At 70.9% G+C, this 23,401-nt stretch carries 26 protein-coding genes; 9 read left to right on the forward strand and 17 right to left on the reverse strand.

All coding sequences use genetic code 11. From position 1 onward, the window contains the following. The first annotated feature begins 49 nt into the window (after positions 1-49). Genes ACLQ2N_RS17275 through ACLQ2N_RS17285 form a run of 3 tightly spaced genes read left to right on the forward strand, consistent with a single transcriptional unit; the run spans position 50 to position 1,382 of the window. Complete coding sequence (locus ACLQ2N_RS17275; RefSeq protein ID WP_425813846.1) at positions 50-919, forward strand: helix-turn-helix domain-containing protein; 870 nt, start codon at positions 50-52, stop codon at positions 917-919. After that, complete coding sequence (locus ACLQ2N_RS17280) at positions 876-1,148, forward strand: DUF397 domain-containing protein (protein WP_425813848.1); 273 nt, start codon at positions 876-878, stop codon at positions 1,146-1,148. The genes ACLQ2N_RS17275 and ACLQ2N_RS17280 overlap by 44 nt, the downstream gene beginning before the upstream one ends. Before the next feature lie 9 nt (positions 1,149-1,157). Beyond that, positions 1,158-1,382, forward strand: coding sequence for an RICIN domain-containing protein (locus ACLQ2N_RS17285; RefSeq protein WP_425813850.1), 225 nt, complete (start codon positions 1,158-1,160; stop codon positions 1,380-1,382). A 508-nt stretch (positions 1,383-1,890) separates the two neighbouring features. Here ACLQ2N_RS17285 and ACLQ2N_RS17290 read toward each other — a convergent pair. Then, positions 1,891-2,316 carry a hypothetical protein gene (locus ACLQ2N_RS17290; protein WP_425813852.1) on the reverse strand — a complete coding sequence of 142 codons (426 nt, stop codon included), beginning with the start codon at positions 2,314-2,316 and terminating at the stop codon, positions 1,891-1,893. A 336-nt stretch (positions 2,317-2,652) separates the two neighbouring features. Between ACLQ2N_RS17290 and ACLQ2N_RS17295 the strand changes: the two genes are divergently transcribed. Next, positions 2,653-3,042, forward strand: a complete 390-nt coding sequence (locus ACLQ2N_RS17295) for an SH3 domain-containing protein (RefSeq protein WP_425813854.1) — start codon at positions 2,653-2,655, stop codon at positions 3,040-3,042. A gap of 137 nt (positions 3,043-3,179) precedes the next feature. Here the strand turns inward: ACLQ2N_RS17295 and ACLQ2N_RS17300 are convergent, their stop codons facing one another. The 5 genes from ACLQ2N_RS17300 to ACLQ2N_RS17320 form a co-directional block, all read right to left on the reverse strand. Next, positions 3,180-4,787 carry a DUF4157 domain-containing protein gene (locus tag ACLQ2N_RS17300; RefSeq protein WP_425813856.1) on the reverse strand — a complete coding sequence of 536 codons (1,608 nt, stop codon included), beginning with the start codon at positions 4,785-4,787 and terminating at the stop codon, positions 3,180-3,182. A gap of 239 nt (positions 4,788-5,026) precedes the next feature. Then, a complete protein-coding gene (locus tag ACLQ2N_RS17305; protein ID WP_425813858.1) occupies positions 5,027-5,212 on the reverse strand; it encodes a hypothetical protein in 186 nt (61 codons plus the stop codon). A gap of 87 nt (positions 5,213-5,299) precedes the next feature. After that, a complete protein-coding gene (locus ACLQ2N_RS17310; RefSeq protein ID WP_425813860.1) occupies positions 5,300-6,193 on the reverse strand; it encodes an SDR family oxidoreductase in 894 nt (297 codons plus the stop codon). Next, on the reverse strand, positions 6,190-7,170 hold the full coding sequence (locus ACLQ2N_RS17315; RefSeq protein ID WP_425813862.1) for an alpha/beta fold hydrolase: 981 nt from the start codon (positions 7,168-7,170) through the stop codon (positions 6,190-6,192). Before ACLQ2N_RS17315 ends, ACLQ2N_RS17310 begins: the two co-directional genes overlap by 4 nt. Beyond that, entirely contained in the window at positions 7,167-8,693 is a 1,527-nt protein-coding gene (locus tag ACLQ2N_RS17320) for a flavin-containing monooxygenase (RefSeq protein ID WP_425813864.1), read from the reverse strand. Before ACLQ2N_RS17320 ends, ACLQ2N_RS17315 begins: the two co-directional genes overlap by 4 nt. Positions 8,694-8,897: 204 nt before the next feature. Here ACLQ2N_RS17320 and ACLQ2N_RS17325 point away from each other — a divergent pair, with 204 nt between their 5' ends. Beyond that, entirely contained in the window at positions 8,898-9,539 is a 642-nt protein-coding gene (locus ACLQ2N_RS17325; protein ID WP_425814211.1) for a MerR family transcriptional regulator, read from the forward strand. Between the two features lie 43 nt (positions 9,540-9,582). Here ACLQ2N_RS17325 and ACLQ2N_RS17330 read toward each other — a convergent pair whose 3' ends face one another. Next, on the reverse strand, positions 9,583-10,398 hold the full coding sequence (locus ACLQ2N_RS17330) for an exodeoxyribonuclease III (RefSeq protein ID WP_425813866.1): 816 nt from the start codon (positions 10,396-10,398) through the stop codon (positions 9,583-9,585). A 49-nt stretch (positions 10,399-10,447) separates the two neighbouring features. Here ACLQ2N_RS17330 and ACLQ2N_RS17335 point away from each other — a divergent pair, with 49 nt between their 5' ends. Continuing rightward, positions 10,448-10,942 (forward strand): GNAT family N-acetyltransferase, encoded by a 495-nt coding sequence (locus ACLQ2N_RS17335; protein WP_425813868.1) that lies wholly within the window; start codon positions 10,448-10,450, stop codon positions 10,940-10,942. Positions 10,943-10,954: 12 nt separating this feature from the next. On the opposite strand, the gene ACLQ2N_RS17340 is transcribed toward ACLQ2N_RS17335, so the two are convergent. Then, entirely contained in the window at positions 10,955-11,302 is a 348-nt protein-coding gene (locus tag ACLQ2N_RS17340) for an XRE family transcriptional regulator (protein WP_425814213.1), read from the reverse strand. 71 nt (positions 11,303-11,373) lie between these two features. After that, complete coding sequence (locus ACLQ2N_RS17345) at positions 11,374-11,979, reverse strand: TetR/AcrR family transcriptional regulator (RefSeq protein ID WP_425813870.1); 606 nt, start codon at positions 11,977-11,979, stop codon at positions 11,374-11,376. Positions 11,980-12,093: 114 nt separating this feature from the next. Here ACLQ2N_RS17345 and ACLQ2N_RS17350 point away from each other — a divergent pair, with 114 nt between their 5' ends. Then, entirely contained in the window at positions 12,094-12,918 is an 825-nt protein-coding gene (locus ACLQ2N_RS17350; protein ID WP_425813872.1) for an SDR family oxidoreductase, read from the forward strand. Between the two features lie 239 nt (positions 12,919-13,157). Here ACLQ2N_RS17350 and ACLQ2N_RS17355 read toward each other — a convergent pair whose 3' ends face one another. Then, positions 13,158-13,577: a hypothetical protein gene (locus ACLQ2N_RS17355; RefSeq protein WP_425813874.1), complete on the reverse strand. Its 420-nt coding sequence runs from the start codon at positions 13,575-13,577 to the stop codon at positions 13,158-13,160. A 155-nt stretch (positions 13,578-13,732) separates the two neighbouring features. On the opposite strand from ACLQ2N_RS17355, the gene ACLQ2N_RS17360 reads away from it, so the two are divergent. Both ACLQ2N_RS17360 and ACLQ2N_RS17365 read left to right on the forward strand, forming a co-directional pair. After that, on the forward strand, positions 13,733-14,980 hold the full coding sequence (locus ACLQ2N_RS17360; RefSeq protein ID WP_425813876.1) for a sensor histidine kinase: 1,248 nt from the start codon (positions 13,733-13,735) through the stop codon (positions 14,978-14,980). After that, a complete protein-coding gene (locus tag ACLQ2N_RS17365) occupies positions 14,965-15,612 on the forward strand; it encodes a LuxR C-terminal-related transcriptional regulator (RefSeq protein ID WP_425813878.1) in 648 nt (215 codons plus the stop codon). The genes ACLQ2N_RS17360 and ACLQ2N_RS17365 overlap by 16 nt, the downstream gene beginning before the upstream one ends. Here the strand turns inward: ACLQ2N_RS17365 and ACLQ2N_RS17370 are convergent. The 7 genes from ACLQ2N_RS17370 to ACLQ2N_RS17400 are packed head-to-tail and all read right to left on the reverse strand — an operon-like array spanning position 15,609 to position 23,174. Beyond that, positions 15,609-16,049 carry a DUF4913 domain-containing protein gene (locus tag ACLQ2N_RS17370; RefSeq protein WP_425813880.1) on the reverse strand — a complete coding sequence of 147 codons (441 nt, stop codon included), beginning with the start codon at positions 16,047-16,049 and terminating at the stop codon, positions 15,609-15,611. The genes ACLQ2N_RS17365 and ACLQ2N_RS17370 overlap by 4 nt on opposite strands. Further along, the gene (locus ACLQ2N_RS17375; protein ID WP_425813882.1) at positions 16,046-17,791 is read right to left on the reverse strand and encodes a type IV secretory system conjugative DNA transfer family protein; all 1,746 of its coding nucleotides are present in this window, start codon (positions 17,789-17,791) and stop codon (positions 16,046-16,048) included. Before ACLQ2N_RS17375 ends, ACLQ2N_RS17370 begins: the two co-directional genes overlap by 4 nt. After that, a complete protein-coding gene (locus tag ACLQ2N_RS17380) occupies positions 17,788-19,251 on the reverse strand; it encodes an ATP/GTP-binding protein (protein WP_425813884.1) in 1,464 nt (487 codons plus the stop codon). The genes ACLQ2N_RS17375 and ACLQ2N_RS17380 overlap by 4 nt, the downstream gene beginning before the upstream one ends. 40 nt (positions 19,252-19,291) lie before the next feature. Continuing rightward, the gene (locus tag ACLQ2N_RS17385; protein ID WP_425813886.1) at positions 19,292-20,791 is read right to left on the reverse strand and encodes an SCO6880 family protein; all 1,500 of its coding nucleotides are present in this window, start codon (positions 20,789-20,791) and stop codon (positions 19,292-19,294) included. Beyond that, positions 20,778-21,980, reverse strand: a complete 1,203-nt coding sequence (locus ACLQ2N_RS17390) for a hypothetical protein (RefSeq protein ID WP_425813888.1) — start codon at positions 21,978-21,980, stop codon at positions 20,778-20,780. Before ACLQ2N_RS17390 ends, ACLQ2N_RS17385 begins: the two co-directional genes overlap by 14 nt. A 27-nt stretch (positions 21,981-22,007) precedes the next feature. Beyond that, on the reverse strand, positions 22,008-22,814 hold the full coding sequence (locus tag ACLQ2N_RS17395; protein WP_425813890.1) for a hypothetical protein: 807 nt from the start codon (positions 22,812-22,814) through the stop codon (positions 22,008-22,010). Between the two features lie 51 nt (positions 22,815-22,865). Further along, positions 22,866-23,174: a hypothetical protein gene (locus tag ACLQ2N_RS17400; protein ID WP_425813892.1), complete on the reverse strand. Its 309-nt coding sequence runs from the start codon at positions 23,172-23,174 to the stop codon at positions 22,866-22,868. Between the last annotated feature and the right edge of the window lie 227 nt (positions 23,175-23,401).

The following is a 23,401-nucleotide window of genomic DNA, read 5'->3' on the forward strand; positions in this document are numbered from 1 at the left end:
GTGGAAGCCGATTCCGCTCCACAGAGCGAGGTGTGAAAGGCGGTCGGCGGTGGCGAAGGACATTGACGGTTCGGCGGGGGTACCGCAGTTCTACGGGAAGGAGCTGCGTTACCGCAGAGAGGCGGCGGGCCTGACCCTGGAAAAGCTGGCGGAGGGCAGCTACTACGGAATCGCCCTGCTCAGCGCGATCGAGCACGGCGGCCGGGGCATGCCCCTGGACCTCGCGGCGCATGTGGACCGCAAGCTGGGTACGGACTTTTTCGTTCGGCGTTGTGAAGACGTGCAGGAGGCTCGACGCAGAGGCCACGCGGAGTACTTCGCGCGCGTGCTGGAGGCGGAGAAGCAGGCGCTGACGATCGAGCAGTGGTCGCCCACCGTCATTCCCGGGCTGCTCCAGACGGAGGCGTACGCGCGCACTGTGATCGGCGTCGAACGGTTGCGGGAGCTCCCGGAGGAGACCGACGAGAAGGTCAAAGCACGGCTGGCACGGGCACAGATCTTCGAGGACAACCCCCACACCCCCGAGTACTGGGTGATTCTTCCCGAGGCTCTGCTGTGGAACGCCATCCTCCCGCCGGAAAAGATGGCCGAACAACTCGACCACATCACCGCTCTCATCAAGCGCGGCCGGATCTTTGTCCAGATCATTCCGTGGAATTCGGGCCCGCACACCCTCATGCAGAGCAACATCCTGGTACTGGACTTCGCGGACGCGCCGCCGCTCGTGTACATGGAGGGCCAGCACCACGGCCAAACGGTCGACGATCCGGGCCTCGTGAAGCAGTACCGGAGATCGTACGATCTCCTGAGGGCCGCCGCCGAGCCGCTGGGGGCGTCCCTGGCCACGATCGAGGCTGCGGCAGAGGAATACCGAAATGGTGCGCAACCAGTACGACTTGACCGCCGCAACCTGGCGTAAGAGCAGCTACAGCAACACGAGCGGCGGCGACTGCCTCGAAGTCGCCGAGGGGTACGCCCTGTGGCGCAAGAGCAGCTACAGCAACAGCAGCGGCGGCGACTGCCTCGAAGTCGCCGACGGCCACCCCGGCCTCGTCCCCGTCCGCGACTCCAAGCGCCCCGACGGGCCCGCCCTCGTCGTCAACGCCACCGCCTGGGCGCCGTTCATCGAGGCGGTCAAGGGCGCCTGACGCAGGCTCATGCCGGGGGGATTCTGCGCGGCCGTCACCGGGACCGGGGACCGCACTCCGGTCGTCCTGGCCGGCTGCGACCGGTCCTCGGCGCAGCGCATCGGCCTTTCCGGCAAGGAGCTGGTGTCCGCGTCCACCGGCAAGTGCCTGGATCTCTTCGGGGGCGCGAGCGGTTCCCGGATCGTGCTCTGGGAGTGCAACGGACGTGACAACCAGCGCCGGCACGCCGCCTGACCGCCACGTGAGCACTGCTGAGGCCCGGTGTGTGGGCCCGCAGGGTTGCTGACCGGGCCGCACGGCGGACGAGCGCCCTCAGGGCCGCTACGGACGAAACGAGATGGGTTCTGCCGAGGCGCCCGATCACGTCGTGCGCGGCGAGGAAGGCCACCGACTGCATCAGTCCCCTCTCCCGGCCGGGCTGAGTGAGCTCGACGGCCTTCGTTGTCGATGCCCTTCAGCCCGCCAACGACGTAGTCGCCCTTCCAGAAGAAGACGGACTGGTCGGTGGCGAATGCCGGACTGCTACCCAATCCCACCACGAGGTCAGGAACGTTCCCACCGCGGGCATGAATAGAGTCCGACAACTCGCTTCGCACCCAGAAATTTCGGTGCGAGTCGCTTTCTCCGAGATGTGTGATTGCTGAAACGCTACGTGCGACAAGTCGGAAGGGCCGGAATCATCCCACCCGTTCGACTGTCATGATGGCGGCAGGCAAGCCGTCCCGTATTCGGGCGGAGCGTGTCAGGCGAAGCTGTGTGACCACGCGGATGAAGCCCGGACAAAGTTCCCGCTGTCGTACAACGCGGCACGGAACTGGATTTCGTGGCCTTCGGTGAAGTTCTTGTTGCACCCCCCTGAAGTCCCCGCGCCGAGCTTGCTGACGCAGGCCCCGGTTCGCGATCCGTCGACGTCACGCCACTCCACGACCGCGGCGTAGCCGTCCGCCTTCGTGTCGTGCACCTTGAACCAGTCGCCCAGACCCGTGAAGGAGACGGCGGCCCCGGTGATGTCCTGGTACTCCCAGTGCTGGTCGACATCCGCGGGGTACGAGCTGCTCGCGTAGTCCGTTTCCGAGCCGTAGTAGGCGGCGGATGCGACGGACGGGGTCAGCAGCATCAATGCCGATGCGGCACCCGCGGCGAACAGTGCCTTTCCGGAAAGGCGCATGTGGACCTCCAGGGGGTTGTATACAGAGGTGTGCGGAACGACGGTCGGCCATGACGGGCGGAGAGTGCAACTCCGCTTATGAGCACGACAGTTGCCGTACTGCCGGCCGCCGCGTGCGTCACATCAAGCATCACCGGCCGGAGAAGTGTCAATACCCTTTGCAGCAACTATTTGCGAATGCAGTGCCGAAGCTCAGATCTTCCTCAAGTCGATTCTCTTGAAAGCCTGTTGATGGCAGCGTACTCCGACGAGTCGACAAAGGTGCGCCCGTCGGGTTCGGGCGATTCGTCCTCGACTGCGAGAAAACCACCGACAGGGAACTTTGAGGAGTTTGGAATGAGTGCGACTTCGCGCCGGCTTGCCGCGGCCGGTCTGTCCGTTCTGTTCATGGGTATGGGAATCGTCACCGCGCCCGCCGCGACGGCGGGCGCCCAGGGCGCGGACACCTGTACGCACCCGAGCTGGTCCAACAAAGACGCGGGTGTCGACCAGGTCCGCTACGAGCTGCTCGACGGAGCGCCGATCAGGACGGGCCCGAATGAGGGCTGCGGCGTGGTGGGCAGGGCCGACTGGAACTACGACGTCTACCTGCACTGCTACACCATCAACAGCGCCGCGAACATCTGGGACCACGTCCGGGCCTACAACCGGTTCACCGGCGACGAGATCAGCGGTTGGATCTACGAGGGGAACCTCGACGGCATCGGATCGACGAAGAGGTGCTGACCCGCCCGGGGTTGTAGGCCCTGTTTCCCGGATCTCCTGACGTGGGACGGGTGTTGAGGTAGGGCTGTATCCACCTCGGCACCGTCACGCTCGCGGCACTCGTCATCCGGCTCCGGACATGATCCGAGAAGCAGTGCCTACCCGGCCATCTCGACGTCGGACTCCTCGGAGTCGGATCCGTACTGCTGGCTCCCTTCCGGGCCGGTGCGGCGAACAGTCGCCGGCCCGTACTTCTGGATCAGCTCGTCGAGCTCCTGCTCGTCCTTCACCCCTGCCGCGTTGGCGATTTTCGTGAGTCCGGCGTTCGCGGTTGCCCAGTAGCCGCCGGGCTTCGTCTGGAAGGTCAGCTGGGGGAGCTTCTTGTCCTTCGCGATCGACAAGGAGAGGAAGCACGAGGTGCACGGCCTCTTCTTGCCGGCGATCATCGCCGCACCGGTCGAGCCGGACTGAAGCAGGGCCAGCACCAGCTTCTGCTCCGCGTGGAGTTCTTCGAAGCCGGAACGGATGAAGACGATCTTCCCGTCCATGTGCCCGGCCCCGATCGTCGCCGCGGCCTCCGTCGCCGTCTGAGCGGCCAGTACGCCGTCCTGCACGGCCATGGCAGCGGCCATGAAGGCGTTGACCGCGCCGTCCCGGCCGTTCCCCTCACCGAGGTTGGTCATGTAGTCCGCCGACCTCTGGGCTCTTGCGTCGCCTCCTGTCCCGTGCGAGTCCCGCATGACATCGGCGAGCGTTCTCGTCTCGAGGGTGCTCAGGATCTGGGCAGCCGTGCTGTTGTCGTTGCAGGCGACGAGAATCCCGCCGCCGACCCACATGACCTGGGTCTCCTGGTTCCCGTCGTCCTCGATGTAGGCCCTTCCGCTGTTGAAGAACTGCCGCGCGACGTGGCGCAGAGCCTGCTCATCGGTGTCCATGCGGCGCTTGGCGCTGTTCTCGACGGTGTCGGGCCATTTCCCGCCGGCGTAGGGCGTCTGCGTCCAGTCCGACGTCATCTTGTTCATGGCCCGCTTCGTCGCCGCGGCCGGCACTTCCTTCGTCTTGACTCGTTGCAGGTGGGGCCGGCCGTGAACCGGGGACGCGTCCTGAGCGGACGTCGCCGGCATGCTTTCGGGGGCGTGGGCCCGAGGCGTCCGGGCAAGGGCGCGCTTCGCGTTGGCTTCCGCCTCGCGCTCGAAACGGTCCGCCGGGTCGGAGACCCTGAGCCCGGAGCCGTTGTCGGTGCCGGCGACGGGCCCCTGGCGTTGCTGGATGACGTGGGTCAACTCGTGGGCGAGGGTGTGCCTGTCGGTGCCGCCGGCGCCGATGACGACATGGTTGCCGGACGTGTAGGCGCGGGCACCGACCTCGGCCGCCGAGGCCGCGGCCGCGGAACCGTCGTGGATGCGCACGTCCGAGAAGTCCGCGCCCAGCCGGGCCTCCATGTCGGTGCGGGTCGCGTCGTCCATGGCCCTGCCGGGGGTGCGGAGCACCTCGTGAACGGTGGACCGCTGCACGGGCGCCGTTTCCGTGGTTCCGGCCTGCCGAGCGGCCTGGTGGCCGCAGCCGGGACCGTGCTGGTGTCGCTCGGGCCGCGGCTGGACCCAGGGATGGCCGGCCTCTCGGAGCATCTGGACGATGGCGGCGTTTCCGGCCGTGGCCTGCAGGGCCCACAGTCCCTCCTGCTGCGCCTGCGGGGCGCCCGCCTGCTTCGCGGCGGGTGCCCGGCGGGAGCCGGTGGACTTCTCCAGGTTCTCGTGATCACTCAAGGCCCGCTCCGTAGCAGCTGAGAATGGCGACTCTTCCTGGATACACGGCCGGCAGCGCCGGATTCCAGGCCCACGAGGGCAAAGCGGGGTGACCCGGGAGAGGTTCGCGGGGGCGACGTCCCTCGCCGGCTGAGGCTGCGGCGAGGACGGCCGTCAGGGCCGCCGGGCGGCCTCCCGGGCAGCAGAAGGGGCGCGCCCGGAAGAATCCGGGCGCGCCCCGCGGCGTCACCGCACGACCGTTAGCGGTCGAAGCGCTCGCTCGCCTCGTCCTGGGCGCGCTGGGCGGTGCCCTTCGCGCGGTCGCGGCCCTGCTGGGTCGCGTCCTTGGCCCGGCCCTGGCCCTGGCCCTTGCGGTCCTTCGCCTGGTCCTGCGCCTGGCCGGCGAGGTTCTTGGCCTTGTCCTTGAACTGGTCGGCGATCGCCATGCTGTTCACTCCTATGTGATGCGTGGGGGTTCGGCCCCGGTGGGGCCTCGACCAGATTCACACGGCCGGCCACGCTCCGCATGTCGATCACTCACGCTGCGTACGCGCCGCCCGTTCGTCCTGGTCGGCGGCGCCTCCGGCGCCCACGAGGCCCCTGCTCCGGCCCTCCATGAGCGGGCCGAAGCGGCGCATCTCGCGCTGGCCGACGACGCCGATGAGGGTCGGCAGGTAGCCGCGTACGGACTGCATGCCGCGCAGCCACCACTGGGCGTAGACGTGGGCGGAGCGGCGCTCGATGCCGGCGACGATGCGGTCGACGGCGGGGCCGAGGGGGTAGGTGCGGTTCGTGGGCCACGGGAGCCGCTTGCGGAGGTCGCGCATGACGTCGTCCTCGTCGGCGCCGCGCACCATGTCGGTGTCGGTCCAGGAGAGGTAGCCGACGCCGACCTTCACGCCCTTGTAGCCGACTTCGGCGCGCAGGCTGTGCGCGAACGCCTCGACGCCCGACTTGGACGCGCAGTAGGCGCTCATCATCGGGGCCGGGGTCATCGCGGCGAGGGACGCGATCTGGAGGAAGTAGCCCCGGCTCTCCATGAGGACGGGCAGGAAGGCGCGAGCGGTCACCGCGCCGCCGATGAGGTTGACCTCGATGACCCGGCGCCAGGCGACGGGGTCGGAGTCCACGAGGGGGCCGCCGGTGGCGACGCCCGCGTTGGCGACGACGATGTCGACCTTGCCGAAGCGCGCCTTGACGTCCCTCGCGACGCGGGCCATGGCCTCGTGGTCGGTGACGTCGGCGTGCCAGTGGTCGCTCTCGCCGTGGAGGCGTGCGGAGACCTTCTTCAGCTCGTCGGGTTCGAGGCCGACGAGGGCGAGGATCGCGCCCCGCGCGGAGAGCTTGCGGGCGAGGAGTTCGCCGACGCCGCGTGCCGCGCCGGTGACGACGACGACCTGTCCTTCGAGATTTCCCGTGCCGCTCATGCGACCTCCTCCTTGCCCTGGGTCTTCTCCTCCACGTGTCCGACGTCTGTCGTACCCCGTGTGTTCCGGTCCGGCAGCGCGGGGAGGTAGGCGGTCACCAGTTCCCGTATCTTCGCCGTGACCACCTCCGGCGCCTCCACGGGCGTCATGTGCCCCATGCCCGTCAGCTCGGTGAGGCCGAGGCAGTCGGGCAGGGCCGCCGCGAGGGCGCGGGCGTGGACGGGCGGCGTGAGCCGGTCCTCCGTGCCCGCGATGATCGCGGTGGGCACGCGCAACTCCCGTACGCCCTCGTCGAGATCGAGGTCCGCGAGGACGTGCCCCCAGGCGACCCGGGGGATGCGGGGGCAGGCGTGCACGATGCGGGCGCAGGTGTCGACCCGGTCGGGGGCCGAACCGGCGCCCATCGTCCCGTACTTCAGTATCCGTCGCGACACCGGTGTGACCGGTCCGAGCGGGGCGCGCGCGCCGAGGATGGCCCGGGTGAGGCGGGTGCGTACGGCTCCGGCGCGCATCGGCACGACGAGCGACTCCGCGAGGAGCCGGGAGCTGCCGGTGCTGCACAGCAGGACGGCGACGGCGTGCTCGCGCAGCTTGGGACGGCGGGAGGCGGACATGATGGTCATACCGCCCATGGAGTGCCCGGCGAGGACGGCCTTCTCACCGGGGGCGAGGGTCGCGGCGAGGACCGCTTCGAGGTCGTCGGCGAGGGCGTCGGTGGTGTAGCCGTCGCGGGCGGCGGCGGGCGAGGTGCCGTGGCCGCGCTGGTCGTAGGCGATGACGCGGTGGTCGACGGCCAGGTCCCGTATCTGGGCGTCCCAGAAGCTGGTGTTGCAGGTCCAGCCGTGGGAGAGGACGACGGCGGGCGCGCCCTGCGGGCCGTGGATCTCGACGTGGATCCGGGAGCCGTCGGCGGAGACGGCGAGGAGTTCGCGGGCGGCCCGGGGGCGGCGGCCGGCGGCGGGCAGGGGGCGGCTCATCGGACGGCCTCCTCGGAGACGGTGTCGCCGGAGGTGCGCTGGGCGGGGACGGACGGGCGCAGGACCTGGTACTCGGCCAGGTAGACGGTCCGGGTGGCCTTGCGGAACTCGGCGGTGGTGCCGGGCCAGACGGTGGTGTTGCGGCCGTTGGCGTCCAGGTACCAGCTGTTGCAGCCGCCGGTGTTCCAGACGGTGCGCTTCATGCGGTCCTGGACGCGGCGGTTCCAGGTGTTGACGGCGGAGGGGCGGGCGTCGAGGGCCGCCTTGCCGCCGAGGAGGTCCAGCTGGCGCAGGTAGTCGGCCATGTAGTTCAGCTGGGACTCGATCATGAGGATCATCGAGGAGTTCCCGAGCCCGGTGTTGGGGCCGATGATCGTCATCCAGTTGGGGAAGCCGGCCGCGCTGGCGCCGCGCAGGGCCTGCATGCCGTCCTTCCAGGACTCGGTGAGTGTGATCCCCTCGGCGCCGACGACGCGTTCGGCGATCGGCATGTCGGTGACGTGGAAGCCGGTGCCGAAGATGATCGCGTCGACCTCGGCCTCCGTGCCGTCGGACGCGACGACCGTGCTGCCGCGGACCTCGGCGAGGCCGGAGGCGACGACGTCGACATTGGGCTGGGCCAGAGCGGGGTAGTACGTGCTCGACAGCAGGATGCGTTTGCAGCCGATGCGGTACGAGGGGGTCAGCTTGGCGCGCAGGGCCGGGTCCTTGATGGCACGGGCCATGTTGGACTTCGCTATGCGCTCGACCAGGCCGAGCTGGTCGGGGTGCTTGGTGAAGGCGCTGACCTGCAACTCCCGGATGCCCCAGAGGAGTCCGCGGCGGGCGGTGCCGGTGGCGGGCAGGGCGCGGTGGAGCGTGCGCTCGATGCCGCTGATCTTCCGGTCCATGCGGGGCATGACCCAGGGCGGGGTGCGCTGGAAGAGGGTGAGCCTGCCGACCTTCGGCTGGATCGCGGGCACGATCTGGATGGCGGAGGCGCCGGTGCCGATCATCGCGACGCGCTTGCCGGTGAGGTCGGCGTCGTGGTCCCAGCGGGCGGAGTGGAAGACCTTGCCGGGGAAGTCGGCGAGCCCCGGGATGTCGGGCATCTTCGGGTCGGAGAGCGGTCCGGTCGCGGAGACGACGACGTCGGCCACGAGGGTGGTCCCGTTGGCGCTGTCGATGACCCAGTGCAGCTCGTCGTTGTCCCAGCGCATCTGCTTCACCTCGTGGTCGAGGCGCAGGTGGGCGCGGAGCCCGAAGGTGTCGGCGACGTGCTCCAGGTAGGCGCGGATGTGCTCCTGCCCGGAGAAGGTGCGCGGCCACTCGGGGTTGGGGGCGAAGGAGAAGGAGTAGAGGTGGGACGGTACGTCGCAGGCGCAGCCGGGGTAGCTGTTGTCGCGCCAGGTGCCGCCGACGGAACCGGCGCGCTCCAGGATCACGAAATCGGTGATGCCTTCGCGTCGCAGCCGGACCGCGGCGCCGAGGCCCCCGAATCCGGATCCGATCACCGCCACGCGTACATGCTCGTGCTGGGCCATGCTGCCGCCTCCCGCGGTACGTCACACGACTCTGCCAGCAATCACTGGCATGGTTGGGAGGGTAGAGCAGCGGAGTACCGATGGGTAGGGGGTGTACGGGGAAAGTTACCGGCGGTACAACTTGCGGCTCGGACGCGTTTTTCTCGCCAGGGAGGCGGATAAGGTGCGGGGGTGGCAGAAGGACGCGAGCGTCGCGAGTACCGCATGGAGGAGCTGGCCAAGGAGGCCGGCATACCCGTGCGGACCGTGCGCTTCTACCGTGAGCGCGGCCTGATCTCGCCGCCCCGCCGCGAGGGCCGCATCGCCTGGTACGACGACCACCACCTGGCCCGCCTGCGCACGATCACGGGCCTCCTGGAGCGCGGCCACACGCTGACCGGCATCGCCGATCTCGCCCGTACGTTCGAGAGCGGCCGTGATGTCGCGGAGGTGCTGGGCCTGGGCGAACCGTCCGAGGAGACCCCGGTCCGCCTGACGCCCGAACAGCTGGCGGACTACTTCGAGGGCGAGTCCACGCCGGAGAACCTGGCGCTGGCGATGGAGCTGGGCTACCTGGGGACGGACGGCGAGGAGATCGTCCACATCAGCCGCCGCCTGCTGGACGTCTCGGCGGAGCTGGTACGGGAAGGCGTGCCGCTCGCCACGGTGCTCTCGACGGGCCGCCACGTCCGCGCGCACGCGGAGGCGCTGGCGGACCTGTTCGTGTCGGTGCTCCAGGAGTACGGCGCGGAGACGGACCCGGAACCGCCCCAACTCCGGCCGCTGGCCCGCGCGGTGGTGGACGCGGAACTGTCGATGGCGCTGGACCGGCGGCTGCGGCGGAAGCCGGAGGCGCCGGAGGCTTAGGGCCTGTCCGGCGGATCATGGCCGGGGTCGCCGCGCCCCGCCCCTACTGCTCGTACACCACCGTCACCGGCGCGTGGTCGCTCCACCGTTCGCCGTGCGTGGCCGCCCGCTCGACCCACGCCTTCACCGCGCGGCCGGCGAGGCCGGGGGTCGCGACCTGGTAGTCGATGCGCCAGCCGGTGTCGTTGTCGAACGCGCGCCCCCGGTACGACCACCACGAGTACGGGCCTTCGACGTCCGGGTGCAGGGCGCGCACGACGTCGACGTACGCCGCCTCCGCGAAGACCCGGGTCAGCCACGCGCGCTCCTCGGGGAGGAAGCCGGAACTCTTGCGGTTGGCGCGCCAGTTCTTGAGGTCGGCCTCCTGGTGGGCGATGTTCCAGTCGCCGCAGACGACGACCTCGCGGCCCTCGGCGGCGGCTCGCGCCTTCAGTCCGACGAGGTAGGGCAGGAAGGCGGCCATGAAGCGCTCCTTCTCGTCCTGGCGCTCGGTGCCGACCTCGCCGGAGGGCAGGTAGAGGCTCGCGACCGTGACGCCGGGCAGGTCGATCTCGACGTACCGCCCGCTCGTGTCGAACTCCTCGCACCCGGCGGGCCCGTGACCGCCGAAACCGATCTGCACCCGCTCGGGGGCGCGCCGGGAGTAGAGGGAGACCCCGGCCCGGCCCTTGGCGGCGGCCGGCGCGTGGACGGTGTGCCAGCCCTCGGGGTCGCGCACGTCCGCGGGCAGCTGCTCGGGCTCGGCGCGCACCTCCTGGAGACAGATCACGTCGGCGTCGGTCTGCGCCAGCCACTCGACGAAGCCCTTCTTGGCGGCGGCGCGGAGTCCGTTTACATTCACGGAGGTCACGGTGAGCATTCCGGCACGATACCGGCCAACGATGCCGCATACATGTACGATGCCTCGCATGGATATCCACGTCCGGGCCTTCGATCACCCCGATGCCGTCAAACTCAACGACCGCGTGCAGCTCGAGTACGCCGAGCTCTACGGCGACGAGGGCGATGTCACACCCCTGGACCCCACGATGTTCGACCCACCCCACGGCCTGTACCTGATCGCGTACGACGCGTCGGACCAGCCCGTCGCCACGGGCGGCTGGCGCTCCCAGGAACGCAACGACGAGGGTTACTCGGACGGCGACGCCGAGCTGAAGCGGATGTACGTCATACCGGAGGGCCGCGGCCAGGGCCTCGCCCGCCGCATCCTGGCCGCCCTGGAGGCGGACGCCCGCGCCGCGGGCCGCACCCGCATGGTCCTGGAGACCGGCGACCGCCAGCCGGAGGCCATCGCCCTCTACCTCTCCAGCGGCTACGCCCCGTGCGAGAAGTTCGGCCACTACCGCACGTACGACAGCAGCCGCTGCTTCGCGAAGCCGCTGCGCGAGGACGGCGCTGCCTGACGCGGCGCGCGCTCAAGGAGCGGTGAGGGCGATCTCGTCCCCGGCGGACGCCGTGACCACCAGGACGAGGTCGGCGCCCAGCGCACTCAGGTAGCGGCGGAGCTGCCGCTGACCGACCTCCCGTACCGGCAGACCCTCCAAGCGGGATACGTTGGGCCGCGCCGTCCCCATACGCGCCGCCACCTCGGCCTGCGCCAGGCCGGCACGCTCCCTCGGCTCAGCGAGTCCCACGCGTCGCCGGCCTTCCCGTAGCGACGGAAGGCGCCGGTCTCGATGGACCAGGCGCCCAGCCTGACGGTGTCTCCGAAGATGTACTGTTCCCGGCTCTGGTACGCGCCCCGACATCGGCAAGCCGGGCATCACGGACGACGGCCCGGACAACCGCCGGGCGCCGGCCGTGCCGCCTTACCTGAACAGCTTGCGAGCGGCCTTCAGGCGAGCAGCGAGTCCGCGAGGGCCGTGGCCGTCTCCTCGTCCAGGGGCGCGTGGCCGAGCAGGAAGCGGTACCAGAAGACGCCGTAGACCTGGTCGACCATCAGATCGAGGTCGCGTCCGGCCTCCAGCTCGCCGCGCTCCTGCCCGCCTTCCAGCACCGCGCGCAGGGCGGCGCGGCGGGTCTCCGTGAATTCCCGCATGAGGACGGCGAGCTGGGGGTCGCGGGCCGCCTCCCTGACCAGCGTCCGCAGCGCCGGTCCGACGGGGGGCTTCTGGGCCCCCGCGAAGGTTGCGGCGACGACGGCCCGGAGGTCGTCGCGCAGGCCACCGCGGTCCGGCGCGGGCACCGCCCGCTGGGCCTGCTCCGCGAGAGCCTCCAGGAGCACGGCCCCCTTCGAAGGCCACCACCGGTAGAGCGTCTGCTTTCCCACACCGGCCTCCCGCGCGATGGTCTCCACGGTGACGGGGGCACCTTTCGCCTCCCCCAGCAGCCGCAGCGAGGCGTCGAGAATCGCCCGCCGCGCCGCCTCGTTGCGCCGCCGCCCCGTGTGGGGCCGAGCACCGCCCGCGTCCGTGTCCGGTCCGGATTCCGTGTCCGCCATGGCGCACATCCTTTCCCAGTTCCTGAGCCGAAGCCACTTGACGAGACCGAGAGTCTCGACAACACTTACTTTATCGAGACCGGCAGTCTCGTCAACACGTACAGAAGGCCACACATGAACGACGACCGCGCCCAGCGCTTATGGAGGACCACCGCCATGACCACGGACCACACCCCCGCCGCCGCAACCACCACCGAGGGCACCGTCGAGACTCCGTCCCGCATCGTCGTCATGGGCGGCAGCTCCGGCATCGGCGAGGCCACGGCCGCGCTCTTCGCCGCGACGGGGGCGGAGGTGACCATCACGGGGCGCTCGCAGAGCCGCCTGGACGAGGCCGCCGCCCGTATAGGCGGCAAGACGGCCACCCACCGGATGGACGCCACCTCCCAGGAGGACATCGCGGCCTTCTTCGCCTCGTCCGGCCCCATCAACCACCTGGTCATCGCCGTCAGCGGCGCCGCGGGCAGCGGCCCCTTCACCGAGCTGGACCTCACGGACCTCGCCACCGGCTTCGACGCCAAGTTCTGGCCCCAGGTCCGCATCCTGCAGGCCGCGCTCCCCCGCCTCGACCGCCCGCACGGCTCCGTCACTCTGATCACGGCCGCCTCTGCCCGCGCCGCCTTCCCGGGCACGTCCGGCCTCGCCGCGATCAACGGCGCTCTGGAGGCGATGATCCCGCCGCTCGCGGTGGAACTGGCCCCGCTCCGCGTCAACGCCGTCTCCCCCGGCGTGATCGACACCCCGTGGTGGGACCGCGTCCCGGCCGCGCAGCGCGCCGAACTCTTCGACGGCCTCGCGAGGACGACCCCGGCGGGCCGGGTCGGCCGCGCGGCCGATGTGGCGCAGGCCATCCACTCCCTCGCGACGAACGGTTTCATCACCGGCGTCGTCCTCGACTGCACGGGCGGCGCGAACCTCGCCATGGGCGCCGGGGCTTGAAGCACAGGTCGCCGCGGTTTCACGAGTTCACCCTCAAGCGGCCCGTGTCCGTCTACCGAAGCACCAACGCGTGGGGCGAGAAACAGGCCGCTCCCCTCCCCGGCCGGGTCGGCACCTCGCACAGGACGCCGTCCTGGGACACCGGATCGGCGTAGACCGGACGATCACCGGGGCATGAGCACCGACATGCGCACGCCCGACCGCGAGGCCGTCACCCGCACCGGGCGTGTCGTTTTCCGTCAACCACGCCTTCGGGGGCGTTCGCCTACCAGGGCCGTCCTTCGGGTGAGGAACGCGACGCGGATCACCGGCAGCATGCACAACGTCTGCGTCACCGCGTACCAGGGCGGGCACACGCCCGGGATCAGGTCGACGCCGATGATGGCGATGGGCATGATCACCGCCAAGGTGCGCACGCGCTCGAAGGCGCGGCGGGAACCGCCGGCGGCCGCGGCCGTGATGCGGAGGAGTACGTACGCGATCACCGGCAGCAGGACCGCGCGGACCCACATGAAGGTGTTCACCGTGTGGCCGGTGGCGGCCACCACGACGACCGCTCCGAGGGCGGTGGCGGTGAGTGCGCCGTAGAGCGTGACACTCCGGCGCGCCGATGCGAGGGCGCGCAGGGCCTCGGGCTGAAGGTTCGTGTTCGTGGTCATGGTGACGACGCTACGAATCACCGATCCGGCGCGGTATGCGTCTGGGCGCACAACGGGGTGGGTCCAGACCCACTCCTCGCCCGGACCCGGCCTCGGCGCCCCCCGCGCGGTGCAGAGTGGGGGGCATCAGGGAGGACGCGGAGAGGCAGCGGGCGATGAGAGTGCTGGGGTCGTGGGCGGCCGGGGTAGGGATCGGGTTCGTACGGGCGTGCGCCGTCGCCGCCGTCACACTGCTGGTCCCGGCCGTGTGGGCGGGCGCGGTGGCATGGGGCGTGGGGTGGGGCGCGTCGAACCCCTGGTCGTGGGTGGGGCCGTTGGTGCTGGTGTGCGTGGGCACGCTCGCCCTGGCGCGGCCCGTGTGCCGGGCGGTCCGCGTGCTGGTCGCCCGCTGGTCCAGGACCGAGATCCCGTCCGGCTACCGGAACGCCCCGCCGGTGACGCGCATGGCCACGGGCTTCTGGTGGAACGGCTTCGACTACCACCGCACCCGGCGGGACGCCCTCATGGACCAGCGGTGGCGGCTGCGCTGGAAGGACCCGGCCAACTGGCGCGACCTGCGGTTCACGGTGATCGCCCCGTTCACGGCGGGGCTCGTGGCGTGCGTCCCGCCCGCGGGGGCCGTGTGGGGCGCCGTCGGTCTGGGTACGGGCAGGCCGGCCGGGCTCCTCGGCCTCCTCGTGGCCGTCGCCTCTTCCCCGTACGCCTGGCGGGCACTCACCCCGGCAGCGGTCCGTTTCCTGCGGCCGTCCGCCCGGATGGCGCTCGCGGACCGGGTGGACGAACTCACCGGGCAGCGGGCCGATGCGACGGTGGCCCAGGCCGCCGAGATCCGCCGGATCGAACGGGATCTGCACGACGGGGCGCAGGCCCGGCTCGTCGCGCTCGGGATGTCCCTGGCGACGGTGGAGAAGCTGCTGGAGACCGACCCGGACAAGGCCAGGGCGCTGATGCGCGAGGCGCGGGCGGGCGCCACCGCCTCGCTGGCCGAGCTGCGCGACCTGGTGCACGGGATCAACCCGCCCGTGCTCAACGACCGGGGCCTCGTCGACGCCGTACGCGCTCTCGCCCTGGACAGCCCTCTCGAAACGGAGGTCGTCGCGGACGTGCCGAGGCGGCCGGACGCGCCCGTCGAGTCGGCCGTCTACTTCGGCATCGCCGAGCTGCTGACGAACGCGGTCAAGCACGCCCGTGCGACGCGGATGCGGATCACCCTCGCCCAGGACGAGACGGGCCTGGTCGTGGAGGCGGAGGACGACGGGCGCGGCGGCGCGGCCGTCCGGGACGGCGGCGGGCTCGCGGGGCTGCGGCGGCGCCTCGCGGTGTTCGACGCAAGCCTGGAGATCACCAGTCCGGCCGGCGGGCCGACCCGTGCGAGGATCATGGTGCCATGCGCATCGTTGTAGCCGAGGACCTGTATCTCCTGCGGGACGGCATGGTCCGTCTCATCGAGGCGTACGGCCACGAGGTGGTGGGTACGGCCACGACCGGGCCGGAGACGCTGGCCGCCCTGCGCGAGTTCCGCCCGGACGTGGCCGTGGTGGACGTCCGCATGCCGCCGACGCAAACCGACGAGGGCCTGCGCGCGGCCCTCGCCGCCCGCGCCGAGATGCCGGCGCTTCCGGTGCTGATCCTGTCCCAGTACGTGGAGCAGCTGTACGCCCGCGAGCTGCTGGCCGACGGGTCGGGCGGCGTCGGCTACTTCCTGAAGGAGAGCGTGTTCGACGCGGACCAGTTCATCGACGCGCTGGAACGGGTCGCGGCCGGCGGCACGGCCATGGACCCGGCGGTCATCGCGAAGCTCCTGTCCAGCGGCTCCTCGCACCGCCGCCTGGACGGACTCACCGAACGCGAGCACGCGGTCCTGGCCCTGATGGCCGAGGGCCTCTCCAACCAGGCCATCGCGGCCCGCCTGTTCCTCAGCGACAGCGCGATCAGCACATACACGACGTCCCTGTTCGGCAAACTGGGCATCACGGACGACGGCTCGAACAACCGCCGCGTACTGGCGGTGCTGGCGTTTCTGCACAGGACCTAAGGTCTGTCCGGCCCCTCCTCGCGCGCCAGGAACGCGGTTCCGGTCCACATCGCCGGGTCCGACGGCTCCAGGGGCAGCGGGGGGTGAGGGTAGGCGGTATGGCCGTCGGTGGGGGAGCAGGCGGAGAAGGGGCCGGTGTCCGCGTCGAGCAGGGCGCTGAGGTGCGGGTCGCAGTGGTAGAGCCACCAGGTCGACATGCCGAGGTTCTCGTCCAGTCGCAGGTGCTCCCAGGCCCGCCACACGGCGTCCAGGCGCGAGATCGCCTCCGCGTGTTTCCACCAGGCGGGGCACCAGGTCAGTGTGGTGCCGTTGATGCGGCGGCGGATCATCTGCGCGAGGTGGTCGGTGACGAATGCGTCGAGGGAGGCGAAGACGGGCTCCTCGCCGTCCGGCTCCTCGCTCTCCGCCACGTCGGCGTCCATCCAGATGTCGGTCACGGGCGGGCTCCGGGGTCGTATTCCTTGAGCGAGGCGCGTACGTCCTGGGCGTACTGGCCCTCCCACCACGGGATGGTCGCGACCAGGACGGGTGGTGCGCCGGAGGCCAGCACCAGGGCGCGGCCGGGCGGCATGGCGCCGAGATCGGCCACGTCCAGAACGCGTTCCCGGCGCGGGGAGTGGTTGGTCGAGCGGTTGGAGAACAGCCCGGTGCCGGACTGCGCGGGCTGGTAGGAGACCGCCACGGTCTCGGCTTCGAACTCCCCGGCCAGCTGTGAGAGGTCGCCGAGGAAGCGGGTGTCGGAGACACCGCCCCCGTAGAGCCGGATGTTCGCCGCCGACCAGAGCTTCTCCATGCCCTTCTCGCCCCAGACCTCGATCCCCTGGGCCCAGGACTGCAGGATCGTCATGAGGATGATGCCGCGTGAGCCGTAGTGGGAGTACAGGTCGGGCAGGTCCGCCCATCGGCAGACGTTGGCCGCCTCGTCCAGCACGCCGAGCAGGGGGACGGTCAGCCGGCCACCGGGCTGCACCGTCGCGGCTTCCTCGGCCGCCTCCACGACGGCGACGGTCAGGGCGGTCACCAGGGGACCCGCGGAGTCCTTGCCCTCCCGGGAGAGGGAGTACAGGGTGCCGGTGCCCTCGGCGATGAAGTCCGCCGGCACGAACTCACGGCGTTTGGACATGGACCGGCCCTGCGTGATCCAGGGATGGACGGCGGGGTTCACCAGGCAGGAGGCCATCTGCATGGCGGTGCCGTAGATACCGCCGCGCTGCTTCTCCGGCGCGGTCACGACGCCTTCGACGGAATCGGCGGGCAGTTCGTGGCCGTGTGTACGCAGGATCCGGACGGGGGTGTCGTCCTTCGGCTTGGTCAGCCACTGATAGACCTGGGTGATGGGGGCCTTGGACTCGGCGGCTGCCAGGAGCAGGTTCGCCAGGAGGTCCTGTCCGGCCGGTTCGAAGAACGCGTCGGTGCTGGCCCCCTGCTCGCGCGAGCCCAGCGCGAAGTGGCCGGCCAGCTTCCGGGCGCGCGAGACGTCCGTGACGTACCCCAAGGGGTTCCACCACCACGAGGGGGGCTCCCCCGCCCGGCCCTGCGGGTCGAACACCCAGACCTCGCCCCTCGCGCCCCGGGGTCCGCGGGTGGCGTCGACGACGTCGCGCTTGTTGGAGGTGACGAGTACGGAGCCGGGCGCGTCGAGGATCGCGGGGATCGCCCGCCGGGTGGTCTTGCCGGTGCGGGGACCCCAGATGTCGATGTGCATGTCCTCGAAGGACCCGTACAGCGGGCGTGCGCCGTTCACGGTCCTCCCGATGAACACACCGGGTGTCGCGGACTTCGTTCCCAGGCGGGCCGCGGTGGCCGCGGCACCCTTCGCGCTGAGCTTGTCGAGGTCCTTCCCCCGGGCCAGATGGCGGGCCGCGCGGTCGATGGCGGGCCGGGAGTCGCTCCTCAGGCGGGCTCGGACGACGAGCGCGGCGGCCGCGAGGACCGCGATGCCCTCGCCCACCGCGACGATCGTGGCCGACGTCCCGGGCCATGACGACGTGCCGCCGGGCAGCCCGATGACGTAGACGAACGGGTTGGCGGCGGGCGCGGGCCCGCCGTCGAGCGCGGCCCCCGCCTGGGCGGCGCCCCAACAGCCCAGCACGGCGAGGGCGGCGGTGAACACCAGCCCCAGGAAGAGGAAGGGGCCCGCCTCCGAGCCGGCCCCCCGCTTGCCCTCGGTGGCCGTCATGTGGAGGCCCACCTGCGGTTCGTGTCGTTGACGGCGAGTTCGGCACGGGTCAGCTCCACCTGGAGCGGGATGCCCGGCCGGCCACCGACCTTGATGAGGAACTTGCCCCGCCCCGGCGGGGGCGCCTCACGGCCGGCGCCCGCGTCCCAGGCGGGTGGCGTCGACCATCCGCTGATCATTTCCTGTTCGACGCCCGACATGGCGACCACCTGGTTCAGCTGGGGCATCTCGGCCCCGGGAAGCCCTCCGCAGATCACCATGCCGGCGCGTTCCACGAAGCCCTTGGCCTTCATCCGGTCCTCCTCCGCGGACAGTGCGAGCAGGTCGGACATGGTGTGGGTGATCATCGCCATGCCGACGCCGCGCTGTCGGTTGAGGCGGGTCAACGCGTCGACCCGGTCGACCAGGCCTCGGCCGGCCCGCAGCACCCGCCACAGCTCGTCGAGGATGACGAAGTAGTGGCGCTGGGGTTCGAGACCGGCGTCGGCGAGCGCCTGGGAAGCCGCCACGGCACTGAACCCGTACGTCCAGCAGGACAGCAACGCCGCAGCCTGAAGCAGGACTTCGGAGTCGTCGATGGAGGAGACGTCGAAGCACACGGGCCGGTCCGTGTGCATGGGGACCGAGGTGGGGTGCGCGAACATGTCGCCGAGGCGCCCCTGTCCGAGGAGACCCGTCAGAGAGGACTCCAGCGACTCCGTGATGTCCCGGTAACGGCCGAGGCTCCCCCGGTCCAGGGCGACGGACCTGACGAGTTCCGGCGCCTCGTGCACGACGCGCAGCAGGTCGGCCATGACGGGGGTGCCACCGTGCCTGTCGTCGAGGACCGTCAGGGCGGCGGCGATGATCGTCTCCTCCCGGTCGCTCGGCGGTTCGCCACGGGAGATCGTCAGCAGCGCGGACACGGCGTTCAGCCGGCGCCCGTGCGCGTCGGCGATGAGCGCGCGCTTCGCCTCACCGGTCAGCCGGGCGGCGGCGTCCGCGGCGATCGAGGTGTCGAGCGGGTTGAGGTAGCCCCGGCCGCGGCCCAGCGTGATGACCTGCCCGCCGAGCGCGTCGACCAGGTCCGCGTAGTCGGGCTTGAGGTCGCCGAAGACCATGGGGTAGGTGCCGTACCCGGCAAGGCCGAGCGCCATGCGGCGTACCACCGTCGACTTGCCCAGTCCCGGCTTCCCGAGCACGAACGCGGACGGGTTGAGCAGCAGATTGGCGCGCTGGAACCAGGAGATCGGATCGCAGCACACGGCCGCGCCGGAGATCAGGTCGCGCCCCAGGGGCACGCCGACCATGGGGGTCCCCGAACCGGCCGCGAACGGCCACATGCCGCACACCTGCACCGTGGTGCCCCGCCACTCGGGGGCGGCCTCCACATACGCGGCGCTCCCCCCGCCCCTGCCCGGCCAGCCGCGCGAGCCGGGGCCCGGAGGCCGTGGCGCGGCCGGGGTCTTCTTCTTCGCCAACGTTCTTCTCCCCTTGCGGCTTACGGCTTACGGCTTACGGCTACATGGCGTCGCGTACGGCTTGGGGTACGCGCAGGTGGTGCGGCACCACGATGCCGATGGGCAGGGCCGCCGCGAACGCGGATGCCTGTGAACCGTGCACCCGGCGCAGCGCGACCCTGGCGGGCGCGGACAGGTTGTCGACGGCTGCCGCCGCGCGCTCCAGGTCCTCCCGGTCCAGGACGGTCGCGGTGACCAGCATCCCGAACCGCACGACGCCGGCGCCGGTCGCCTCCTCCCGGGCCGCCTGCTCGGCGGCGCGGACACCGACGGAGTCCCTGGCGTTCTCGACCTTGGCCTGCTGGGCCTTGAACAAGGCGTCCTTGTGGTCGCGTTCGACGACCCGGGCGGCGGTGGCCGGGTCGTGCGGGCGGTAGAGGAGGGTGACGCGCTTCCGGCTGATGTCGGGGTGGGGCAGCAGCAGCGAGGTCAGTACGGAGGAGAAGACCTCGCCCCGCGGGGCCTCGCTCATCGACCAGGTGATGGAGTGGGCGCCGTCGTGCCGGTAGTGGTCCCAGGACTCCTCCGCGCCGATGGGCCCCGCGTCGTTCCAGGTGATGCCGGTGCCCCCGTTGCCGCGCGCCTCCTCGACCAGGACGGCGACCGAGGGGTCGTACGCCACCCGGACCGCGTCGGTGAGGTCGGCGGCGCTCATCGGGCGTGCCGGTCCCGCCCCGGTCATCGCGAGGTTGGCGGCCAGCCCGGGCAGGCGCAGGCCGATGACCTCGGCCATCCCGGCCGCGTCGCGCCGCTTCTGTCCGGGGCGGGCCGCGCCGGAGTAGGTGAGGGCGATGCGGGTGGACAGGGTCGCCGAGCCCGCCGGGTACGTGCGCATGACCTCGTGCAGGACCTGCTGCGCGAGTTCGGGCGCGGCCGGGTCCATGTTCTCCGTGATCTCGCGTTCGAGGCGGGTGCCCGGGTCGGGGGCGGCCTCGATCGTCACCGAGCAGGCGACGAGCCCGGGTTCGTACGCGAGGGAAGCCAGCCATTGGCCCCAGTGCGCCACCCAGGTGTCGACCTGCTCCTCGTCCACGAGGGAGGCGCCGTCGGCGTCGCACTGCAGTACGGCGGTGTGGTGGTTGGTCAGGGGCACGCTCAACAGGGCGAAGGGGTTCCCGTGGGCGTCGACGCTTTCGGTGAGGGTGGACGTGGCCGCGAGGCCGGGGAGTTGGCACGTTCCGTAGGCGGTGCGGCCCAGCGGCCCCGAGCGGTAGATGTTCTTCCCCGACGACTTTCCGCGCGCGAACGCGAACCGTGCGGTGACCCGCTGCAGTCCATTGCGACCGTGCCGGTCGCGCAGCAGCAGGGGCGCCAGGGACAGCACGACGACCACCCCGAGGCCGACGGCGAGCCAGACCGAGATGAGCATGGCCAGGACGACCATGATCATTCCGCCGAGCAGCACCATGGTCCCCGCCATGCCGAGGCCGTGGATGCCGGGCGAGGTGGGCTTGCGCCAGTTCCCGTAGGTACGCGGTCCGCTGATCTCACTTGCTGCCATCGGGGCCTCTGTTCGCTGAGTTTTCCACGGCCTTGTCGGCCGCTCCCTTCGCGCTCTTGGCCGCGGCCGCGGTGACCGCGACCGCGATGCCGACGGGGCCTCCCGCGGCGGATGCCTTCATGGCGACCCCGCCCGTCGCCTTCGCTGTCGTGGTCATGGAGCCGGTCTTGGCGAGGTTGCCGGACATGCCCGGCGCGGTCCGGGCGCCCATGGGCGCCTGCGGGCCGCTCGGAGGCGGAGGGCCGGAGGAGGAATTGCGCATCTGTCCGACCCGCTTGGCGCCGCCGGCCACGGCCCGGCCCATGCCGGCCGCGGCCCCGCCCCCGGAACCACCGGAGCCGGCCGCCTGTACCAGCGGGGTCGTGAAGCGCATCAGGGCGGGCAGGGCGACAAGGGCCAGGATCATCAGCATGATGCCGCAGATCGACATCAGCATGGTGCCGGAGTCGGCCTCACCGTCGCCGACGATGGCCGTCATCCGGATCGCGGTCGCGTACACGATCGCCGCCGCGGGCTTGTAGAGGATGAAGGCGATCAGCCAGCCCAGCGACTTGCGGAACCACGCCTGCCCGGCAGGGGTCGACGACGCGGCGGCGCTCAGCGGCAACGTGCCGACGAGCAGCACCAGCATGGCCGTACGCACCATCATGAGGCCGACCTGGGCCACGCAGGCCAGGGTGGCGATCAACGCGAGGATCAACGCGATGACGGGGCCGTTGAAGCCCACCATCATGGAGAGACCGAGCCATCCGACGACGGCCTCGCCGAACTCCTTGCCGCCGTACGCCTCCGTGATGATCCAGGTGGAGAAGGAGTCCGAAGCCTGGGCGAGGAGATTGAACCCGCCCACGCTCGCCGCTGTGACGACGGTCAGGGTCAGCATCCCCTTGGCCGCTTCGACGGCGGCGTCACCACGCCGGGTGACGGCCATCCTTCCCGCGGCGACGAGCAGGCACAGAACGGCTATCCATGTCGTGATCCACCCCGTATGGAGCCAGATCCATCCGACCGGATCGCCCTTGACCCCGTTCCCGTTGCCTTCGAGGCTGGGCGTGGGGATGTGCACCCACCACGTCATCACGGTCCCGACGAGCTTCCCGAGCCCCTCGGTGAGCCAGTTGACGATGCCCGTGAACGCGCTCGCACCGACGTCGGACGCCTTGTCGGCGGCGCAGTCGCCCCAGTTCATGGGGTTCCAGCAGCTACCCACGAGCCCTCACCCCCGGGGAAACAGCAGGTAGCCGTCGATGGTGTCCTTGGGGGCGGCGAGTTCCGTCTGCCCGCCGTCCGGCGCCATCTTCTGCTTCCAGTCCCCTTGGTGCCAGCGCGCGGTCAGAGGCATCGACAGGACCTTGCCGCCCGGTGTCTGGAAGGCGAGATCCACGACGGCCGTGTCCGCCGAGTAGGAGACCAGCTTGTAGCCGGACAGCTGGGGCAGGCCGAACTCGGGCGGGTAGTCGGAGGTCCAGTCGCTGCGGTTCGCCGCCACCGACTGCTCGTACACCGCCTTGGTCTCGTCCGGGTACACCTGCTGCTCGACGACGTCCCGCCAGCCGGGGCCGTTGGCCGAGCGGACGGAGATGTTCGCGAGTGCGAGCAGTGCTCCGCGCGGGGTGTGGGCGAAGCAACGGGCGACCTGGCCGTCGGTGACGGCCGGCCCCGACTGCTGCGAGAGGGGGAGATTGAGCGGGCCGAGCTTCTTCCAGCTCAGGCCGATCGAGCGCAGGTCGGCGATGCCGCCCTCCGAGGTGTCGGTGTCCTTCAGCGCGGGACAGGACGACGCGGCGGAGGAGGCGGTGGCCTTCGGGGCGGGGGAGGCCGGGGACGCGGGCGCGCCGGACGCGGTGGCCGCCGGACGTGCGTCGTCCTCGGTCTTCCCGTCCGGTGCGCTGGTCAGCACGACGACGACGCCGAGCACCACGATCAGGCCGATGCCCACGGCCGAGGCGATGAAGCCCGGCTTCGCGAATGGGCTCCGCTCCCTCTCCGGTGTCTCGTCGCCCGCCTGCTCGGAACTGCCCACGCCTCTTCCCCCCTGGTCCTGTTGATCACATGCGCGCGAGGCCGCGGGGCCTCAGACCACCAAGGCGTTGACCAGGGCGGACGCGGCGCCGACCAGGATGCACGCGCCCAGGACGTAGGCGAGGCCCGTGGCATGCTCGCCGCCCTGTCCGCGCTGGTGGGAGATCGCCATCCGGCCCGCGACGACGAGGACTCCCATGACGCACAGTCCCAGGACGATCCAGGCCACCCAGCCGAGGATGGACTTGAGCTTGCTCGCGCCGGGAGGCTCCGCTCCCTGGCCAGGGTTGACCACTTCGACAAGGTGGGCGGGAGCGGCGTTCACCGCGTCTCCCGCCGCGATCAAGACGTCATGCAGCATGAGAGCCCCCGGTTTCCAGCCTCCGCGGATGACATCGCCGAGGCGCATGTGGCAGAGCGCATCACTCCGCCGCGGCCGATCATAGATGCGAATCGAAAACATGTCTTCCGAACAAAGAACATTCATGAACTAGGCTGCACCCGCGCGGCGTTGCCATCGGGAATGTGCTGGGGAGCGATCCGCGAAGGCCGGGGATCCACCGCGGTGCACTCGGTGATCAGGTAGTT

Origin of the sequence: Streptomyces sp. DT224 (assembly GCF_049844595.1) — a bacterium.
GTDB lineage: Bacteria > Actinomycetota > Actinomycetes > Streptomycetales > Streptomycetaceae > Streptomyces.

Coding starts and splice junctions, on each gene's coding strand:
- ACLQ2N_RS17345 (WP_425813870.1), bottom strand. CDS start 11,979: ATGGCGGACACGGAATCCGGACCGGACACGGACGCGGGCGGTGCTCGG.
- ACLQ2N_RS17360 (WP_425813876.1), top strand. CDS start 13,733: ATGAGAGTGCTGGGGTCGTGGGCGGCCGGGGTAGGGATCGGGTTCGTA.
- ACLQ2N_RS17335 (WP_425813868.1), top strand. CDS start 10,448: ATGGATATCCACGTCCGGGCCTTCGATCACCCCGATGCCGTCAAACTC.
- ACLQ2N_RS17350 (WP_425813872.1), top strand. CDS start 12,094: ATGAACGACGACCGCGCCCAGCGCTTATGGAGGACCACCGCCATGACC.
- ACLQ2N_RS17290 (WP_425813852.1), bottom strand. CDS start 2,316: ATGCGCCTTTCCGGAAAGGCACTGTTCGCCGCGGGTGCCGCATCGGCA.
- ACLQ2N_RS17295 (WP_425813854.1), top strand. CDS start 2,653: ATGAGTGCGACTTCGCGCCGGCTTGCCGCGGCCGGTCTGTCCGTTCTG.
- ACLQ2N_RS17375 (WP_425813882.1), bottom strand. CDS start 17,791: ATGACGGCCACCGAGGGCAAGCGGGGGGCCGGCTCGGAGGCGGGCCCC.
- ACLQ2N_RS17280 (WP_425813848.1), top strand. CDS start 876: ATGGTGCGCAACCAGTACGACTTGACCGCCGCAACCTGGCGTAAGAGC.
- ACLQ2N_RS17315 (WP_425813862.1), bottom strand. CDS start 7,170: ATGAGCCGCCCCCTGCCCGCCGCCGGCCGCCGCCCCCGGGCCGCCCGC.
- ACLQ2N_RS17390 (WP_425813888.1), bottom strand. CDS start 21,980: ATGAACTGGGGCGACTGCGCCGCCGACAAGGCGTCCGACGTCGGTGCG.
- ACLQ2N_RS17320 (WP_425813864.1), bottom strand. CDS start 8,693: ATGGCCCAGCACGAGCATGTACGCGTGGCGGTGATCGGATCCGGATTC.
- ACLQ2N_RS17305 (WP_425813858.1), bottom strand. CDS start 5,212: ATGGCGATCGCCGACCAGTTCAAGGACAAGGCCAAGAACCTCGCCGGC.
- ACLQ2N_RS17400 (WP_425813892.1), bottom strand. CDS start 23,174: ATGCTGCATGACGTCTTGATCGCGGCGGGAGACGCGGTGAACGCCGCT.
- ACLQ2N_RS17385 (WP_425813886.1), bottom strand. CDS start 20,791: ATGGCAGCAAGTGAGATCAGCGGACCGCGTACCTACGGGAACTGGCGC.
- ACLQ2N_RS17340 (WP_425814213.1), bottom strand. CDS start 11,302: ATGCCCGGCTTGCCGATGTCGGGGCGCGTACCAGAGCCGGGAACAGTA.
- ACLQ2N_RS17365 (WP_425813878.1), top strand. CDS start 14,965: ATGCGCATCGTTGTAGCCGAGGACCTGTATCTCCTGCGGGACGGCATG.
- ACLQ2N_RS17285 (WP_425813850.1), top strand. CDS start 1,158: ATGCCGGGGGGATTCTGCGCGGCCGTCACCGGGACCGGGGACCGCACT.
- ACLQ2N_RS17355 (WP_425813874.1), bottom strand. CDS start 13,577: ATGACCACGAACACGAACCTTCAGCCCGAGGCCCTGCGCGCCCTCGCA.
- ACLQ2N_RS17310 (WP_425813860.1), bottom strand. CDS start 6,193: ATGAGCGGCACGGGAAATCTCGAAGGACAGGTCGTCGTCGTCACCGGC.
- ACLQ2N_RS17330 (WP_425813866.1), bottom strand. CDS start 10,398: ATGCTCACCGTGACCTCCGTGAATGTAAACGGACTCCGCGCCGCCGCC.
- ACLQ2N_RS17325 (WP_425814211.1), top strand. CDS start 8,898: ATGGAGGAGCTGGCCAAGGAGGCCGGCATACCCGTGCGGACCGTGCGC.